A 5974-nucleotide genomic window follows, 5' to 3' on the forward strand; every position below is an offset into this window, starting at 1 on the left:
CTGCCTATCTTTTTTTAGCACACATTGGCTCAATCCTCACCACCTCTGGGTTTCAGGCTGGTTGTCACCCCCCCAGCTTGATTAGAGCTTTTGCTTATACCATAAATATGCAACGCTAATTAATTAGGTGAGAATATTGTAGAGATAATTGATTAATTGTCCGTACCCTTTTAGAAGGGTAATTATATCAAGTCTGATCGAGCGATCGCCCTACCGCAGCGAATCGGGGGTTGACGAATATTTGCATGGGGAATCCGAGTTCCGGGTGAACCCGTCCCTAAAGGATTGGGATGCTTTCCTAACTATCGGCCTATATTGCGCTTCATTTGAGCGAGTTCTTCGTCTGCTTCCCAGCGTTGAAACTTTTCTTCTAAAGGATCTGCCGCATTAAAACTATTATAATTTGAACTCTGATTCCAACCATTTGTATCCCAATTTGGCTCTGTTTTAGTGGTAGGGCGAGCTGCCGCTTCTGCCGCTTTTGCTCGGACTTCTTTTCGCCGTACTTGAATTTGGCGGTACAGTTCTTTTGCTTTTTCAATCCGTTCTTTGCAGCCTTGCATTTGACCCCAGCGCTGATTTCCCTGACGCAGCAAAGCTGCTTGTCGCTCTTGGGCGGCTTGAGCTAAATCGAGCCTTTGAGCAGCTTTAGCTTTGTTGATGCGATCGTTCCAGCGCTGAATTTCTTGAGCGGCGGAGAGAATTTCGGCTTGCAGTTTTTTCTCTTGTTTTTGGATATCCAGAATCAGCCGCAGAGTGTCTTCTTCTTGTTCCTTCAGTTGTTCTTCTATTGCCTGCAATTCCAGATGGGGATTGCTACGCAAAAATTCTTCTAATCTGGTTTCTAGGAATCGGCTGAAATCATCAAATAAGCCCATTTTTTATAAATCCTCAGTCATTAGTCCGGGGTCATTAGTCATTGTCATTAGTTATTAGTCATTCGTTCTTAGTCACTGGATCTCGATTATCGATCCTGAGCTGTTAGTTATAGCAGAAGAAAGTTCGGTAACGAATTGGGAAGCGATTTAACGGATAGAAGGAATAAGCAATAAAAGCAATGGTTTCAGCAATTAAGAACGTCTTGGCGGTTCCTATATTATAACTGTTTTCACTGCTCGTGAGGTACAGCCCGATCGCTGCCCATTACTGATTACCGATGACCTAAGTCATAACTAATGACTGATGACTAATGACTCCTAACTGATGACTGATTAGAACTTTTGGCCGACAAAAACCGATCGCACATCTCCTCCCTTGCGAATCACTGCTTCTTGATTTTTGATTTCTGCCAGCGTCCAACCGCTAGCGCCTATGCTTTCGCCCACATAAATTCTGCGGGCTACGCCGTCTACTTCAAACAAAGCAGCCGATCGATCGCCCAACTCCAAAATCCCTACCAGCGTGTGCGCGGAAGTTGGAGCGCTGCTGGCTGCGGGTGCGGATTGCTCGGGCGCGGGCGCCGATTGCTGGGCTGCGGGCGCTGGTGCCGGTTCGGTTTCGCGAGCCAAAATCTTTGGCTGGGGAGACTCCGAGGGGGAAGGGGAAGCGGCGAGGGGATCTCGATTGCCCGCAGCGGCGATCGCACGACCGGAGGCTGGAGCAGCAGGCGAGGGGGAAACTGCCGCGGTTTGAGGAGCCGCAGGAGCCGCAGCTACCGGAGCAGCAGGAGCCACAGTTACCTGAGCGGGGGGAGGGATGACTACGACTTGGGGTGCTGGTGCTCCCGGCTGCGAGGCAGCTTGTTCGAGGGCATTAGCAATGCGGTTGACTGCTGTCGAAAGACCTCCGGTTGCCGGCGGCGCGCCGGAAATTGGAATACTCGGCAGCGTCCCTGGGGTGGGGGCTCCGGGAACTCCTGCAAGTTGGGGGTTAGCTTGGGGTGCTTTTTTTTGTTCGATCGCTTCTAGCGAGCGCTGCACGTATTCGACAAACGGGGTGTCTGGTGCTGTTTTGCCACTTGCTGTCGGGGTCTCTGGTGCGGGGGCTGCGGGCAAGCGCACGAGTCCCGACCTGCTTGCCAGCCACAACCCCATGACTAGCAGCAGCGACCCACATGCTGCTCCGAGCAGGATTCTGTCGAATGATTGTTTGGACTGCTGTTTTTTGGTGGTTTCTAGGGCGACTTGGCGGGCGATCGCTTCTACGTCTTTTTCGCCCCGCTGCGGCTGGGGGGGTGCCAACTGCGACAAAACTATTTGAGGTACCGAGATCGACTTGAGCGCCACGAATTCAGGCTGCACGGGCTCGGATGGCAGTCCGCCACTGCCGTCGAATGCTTGATCGACTCCTTCAAACAGTTCGTCCATCAACCGATCGGCGTAGGACTCTACTGCCACTGCTTCAGGTGGCACTGTTTCCACCGTCGCAACCACGGCGATCGGCTCTGACGCTGATTCCAAAGACATCTGTTTGGCGATTACTTTTTGAGGCATAGTTTTCTGTTTGCTCCCGCTCCTCGACAACCCTGAGATTCTCAACTTCAGACTTCTACAGGATACTTGTGATGTTGACCAATTCTTGGTTAAGAACAGGTCAATTGTATCTCACCCATCAGCATATTTTTAGTCCTCGGCCAACTTACTTTGCCCGATCGACTTTTGTTTTACCTGTTTTGGGCCTTTTCGCCCCTGTTTTGTGCTGCCAGTCTTATTTGCATACCCTGACTTTTAGTCCATATTCTACTGCTTTTGTCAACCCCACCCTCCGGGGCTTCGCAGTTTTTGACATACAGCTTTACTTGAGGCTCTCGCAAAAAAAGCGGGTTTTTTGCCGCTGTTTCCGATCGCCTTGGAGCTTACACAAGGATTTCCGACTTTTAACCGTCTTAAGTTTGTTGGTCAGTTTGCTGGACAGTAGTAACAGGTGACCGATTTTATAACTTTAATACTACCATAGCTTCATCACACTTAGGTAATAAATTGTCAAAGGTTGCCAAACCGTCGGCTAAATAAGAATTATTACTAATATTTTTTTACCAGACTATTTGTAATATCAAAATAAAAAAACTCTTGAAATTTGTCAATATATTCGTTTCAGCCTGGGATTTTTTCCGCCATAATTCCTTTAGCTCCTGCCATTGTTAGCAGGAGCTAAACACCACACTCGGATAGCTTAAATTAACCAACCCGTTCGGCTAACTCCAACCAGCGCTCAGTCGCATGATCGATCTGCTGCGTCAACTGAGCTAAACGATCCGATAACTTCTTTACCTCCGCAAACCCGCTCGGAGCATTGTTAGACAACCTCTTCTCAATCTCTTGTTTCTCAGCTTCCATCTTCGGAATTTGACTTTCTAATTGTTCGTACTCCCGCTTATCATTGAAGGAAACTTTGGTAGATTTTTGAGTGGAGCTTTGGGATTTGGAATTATTAGATTCAGCCGTCCGTGTAAGTTTTTCTTTTTCTTTTTGCCCTTTGAGTTCCTTGGCTTCTTCCGCTTTTTTGTAATCTAAATACACCGAATAATTACCGGGATACAAGCGCAAATTGCCACCCGGTTCTAAGGCGAAAACCATGTCGATCGTGCGATCGAGAAAATAGCGATCGTGGGACACCACAATTACGCAGCCGTTAAAATCTTCGAGATAATCCTCCAAAACCGCCAAAGTCTGCACGTCTAGGTCGTTTGTCGGTTCGTCCAAAATCAGCACGTTCGGCGCACTCATCAGCACTTTTAACAGAAATAACCGGCGCTTTTCCCCGCCCGAAAGTTTGTTAATCGGTGCATACTGTTGGTTCGGTGGAAACAGAAACTTTTCCAACATTTGAGAAGCGGTAATGATTTCCCCATCTGCCGTTTGCACCAACTCGGCCACACTTTTCAAGTATTCAATAACTCGCTGGTCTTCGTTCGGCGTCAAATCCTCTGAATGCTGGTCAAAATAACCGATATGAATGGTTGTCCCAATTTCGACAGTACCCGAATCCGGCTGAATGCGTCCGGTGATGATATCCATCAGCGTCGATTTTCCCGCACCGTTGCAGCCGATAATTCCTATCCGGTCTTCGGGAGTGAAATTGTAGGTAAAATCTTTAATTAAAGTGCGATCGCCGTAAGCTTTAGAGATATTCAGTAACTCAATCACTTTCTTACCAATCCGGCGGCCCGCTGTCGCAATTTCGACTTTGCCGTTGGCTGTTTTGAACTCCTGGGATCGCATATCTTTAATGCGATCGATCCGAGCTTTTTGCTTGGTACTGCGCGCTTTCGGCCCGCGTTTGAGCCATTCCAATTCGCGCCGCAATACACCCGCGTGTTTGCGAACACTGCTGGCTGCGGATTCTTCAGCTAAGGCTTTTTTCTCCAAGTAATAAGCGTAATTGCCAGCATAATTGTAAAGGTCGCCGCGATCGATCTCCAGGATGCGATTGGTAACGCGATCGAGAAAATAGCGATCGTGCGTAATCAGCAGCAAAGCACCGCGATATCCGTTCAAATAGTTCTGCAACCACTCCACAGACAGCGCATCCAAGTGGTTTGTCGGTTCATCCATCAGCAACACATCGGGTTCGGACAACAAAGCCGTTGCTAAGGCAATTCGCTTGCGGTAGCCGCCGGACAAGTCGGCAATTTTCGCATCAAAATCCTCAATCCCCAACTTGGTCAAAATCAATTTCGCCTTGGTTTCCAAGTCCCACGCATCCACCTCATCAATGCGTTCAGACACCGCAGACAGACGCGCCATCAACTTGTCTGTATCGCCTTTGCCGTGGGACAATTGATCGGAAATTTCCTCGTATTCTCGCACTAAAGCCATTTGTTCGCCACTGTCGGCAAATACTTGCTCTAACACAGTGTGATTTTCGTCTAAATCCGGCTGTTGGGGGAGATAGACAATTGTAGACCCTGGATTGACCCAGCGATCGCCAGAGTCGATCGACTCCATACCCGCAATCATTTTCAGCAGCGTTGATTTCCCGGAACCGTTAGTGCCGATGAGTCCGACTTTATCGCCTTCATCGAGGCTGAAGCTGGCATCTGTCAAGAGTTCCTTGATGCCGAAGTCTTTTTTGATCGATCGCAGAGTAAAAATAGTCATCTGTATAGAAAGTCATTTACCTGACTTAGTTTAACGCAAGTTCGATCGAGTCCGGCTGCATCGATATGGTCTGTCGTTCCGATGAAACTTCTTCAAGACAAGGGCGAACTCGATTTTTATGACTATGTAAATCTTGATAAATGTTAAGAATAGGAGATGCTTATGGCGACTCAGAGGGAGCGGATGTAGACATAGATAAGCTGTTTGCAGTAGTTGACATTTAGACAGATTATACTGATTTAGCAGTATGATAAACCTGATTAAATGGGTTAATTTTGGGTGAATGGCGATCGGATGTTGAGATTGACAAATAAAAACCGTATGCGGTAAGATGTAGATATTAAGATATTAAACAGCATGAAAACAAATAAGCAAGTAAAATTTAGGAACCAAAAAGAAGGATTCTGTAATATTTGTAAGAAGCCTTGTAAATTTACACGCGATCACATTCCTCCACAAGGCTGTGTCAAACCAACACTTGTCGAGTTAAGAACACTAACACAGTACCTCTCGGAGCCAAGTGAAAAGCCAAGAGATTCTCAAAGTGGACTTAACCTACTCTCTATTTGCGGAAACTGTAATAATAATTTGCTGGGTACAGAATATGATCCGGAACTGATTAAGGTGTCTAAGCAAGTAGCTAGCATGGTGAGAGTTCAGCGAGAGCTAGGGCTATCTTTGCCAGAAAAAATAGATTTAATAGTGAAGCCTCAAAGATTAATTAGAGCTGTGGTTGGTCATATTTTAGCTGGGGAGGTGCCAACCCCAGGAGAAGCACCCAGAGCAGCACCTTTTCCAGATGCTTTAAGAAATTATTTTGATCGGTCTAGCGATATACCCGACAAGCTTGAAGTCTACTATAGCGATCGCAAATCATTCGTAAATTAATTAAGGATTCGATGGAGCAGCAGTTCCATTGAGTGTTGGTTCAAAAA

Annotated in this window: 4 protein-coding genes; 1 reads left to right on the forward strand and 3 read right to left on the reverse strand. The window is 47.1% G+C overall.

Annotated features, from left to right (window positions below; translation table 11 throughout):
• Positions 1 to 302: 302 nt before the first annotated feature.
• The 3 genes from QUA83_RS29850 to QUA83_RS29860 form a co-directional block, all read right to left on the reverse strand.
• Complete coding sequence (locus QUA83_RS29850; protein WP_333297798.1) at positions 303 to 878, reverse strand: TIGR04376 family protein; 576 nt, start codon at positions 876 to 878, stop codon at positions 303 to 305.
• 333 nt (positions 879 to 1211) lie between these two features.
• Positions 1212 to 2432 (reverse strand): hypothetical protein, encoded by a 1221-nt coding sequence (locus QUA83_RS29855; protein ID WP_333297800.1) that lies wholly within the window; start codon positions 2430 to 2432, stop codon positions 1212 to 1214.
• A gap of 684 nt (positions 2433 to 3116) precedes the next feature.
• Complete coding sequence (locus QUA83_RS29860) at positions 3117 to 5039, reverse strand: ABC-F family ATP-binding cassette domain-containing protein (RefSeq protein ID WP_333297802.1); 1923 nt, start codon at positions 5037 to 5039, stop codon at positions 3117 to 3119.
• Positions 5040 to 5396: 357 nt separating this feature from the next.
• Here QUA83_RS29860 and QUA83_RS29865 point away from each other — a divergent pair, with 357 nt between their 5' ends.
• On the forward strand, positions 5397 to 5927 hold the full coding sequence (locus tag QUA83_RS29865) for a hypothetical protein (protein WP_333297804.1): 531 nt from the start codon (positions 5397 to 5399) through the stop codon (positions 5925 to 5927).
• Positions 5928 to 5974 lie beyond the last annotated feature (47 nt).

It is taken from the genome of Microcoleus sp. K1-B1, assembly GCF_036704705.1.
GTDB lineage: Bacteria > Cyanobacteriota > Cyanobacteriia > Cyanobacteriales > Microcoleaceae > Microcoleus.

Excerpts from the sequence above, each read along its gene's own strand:
- QUA83_RS29855 (WP_333297800.1), bottom strand. The coding sequence starts at position 2,432 with ATGCCTCAAAAAGTAATCGCCAAACAGATGTCTTTGGAATCAGCGTCA.
- QUA83_RS29865 (WP_333297804.1), top strand. The coding sequence starts at position 5,397 with ATGAAAACAAATAAGCAAGTAAAATTTAGGAACCAAAAAGAAGGATTC.
- QUA83_RS29860 (WP_333297802.1), bottom strand. The coding sequence starts at position 5,039 with ATGACTATTTTTACTCTGCGATCGATCAAAAAAGACTTCGGCATCAAG.
- QUA83_RS29850 (WP_333297798.1), bottom strand. The coding sequence starts at position 878 with ATGGGCTTATTTGATGATTTCAGCCGATTCCTAGAAACCAGATTAGAA.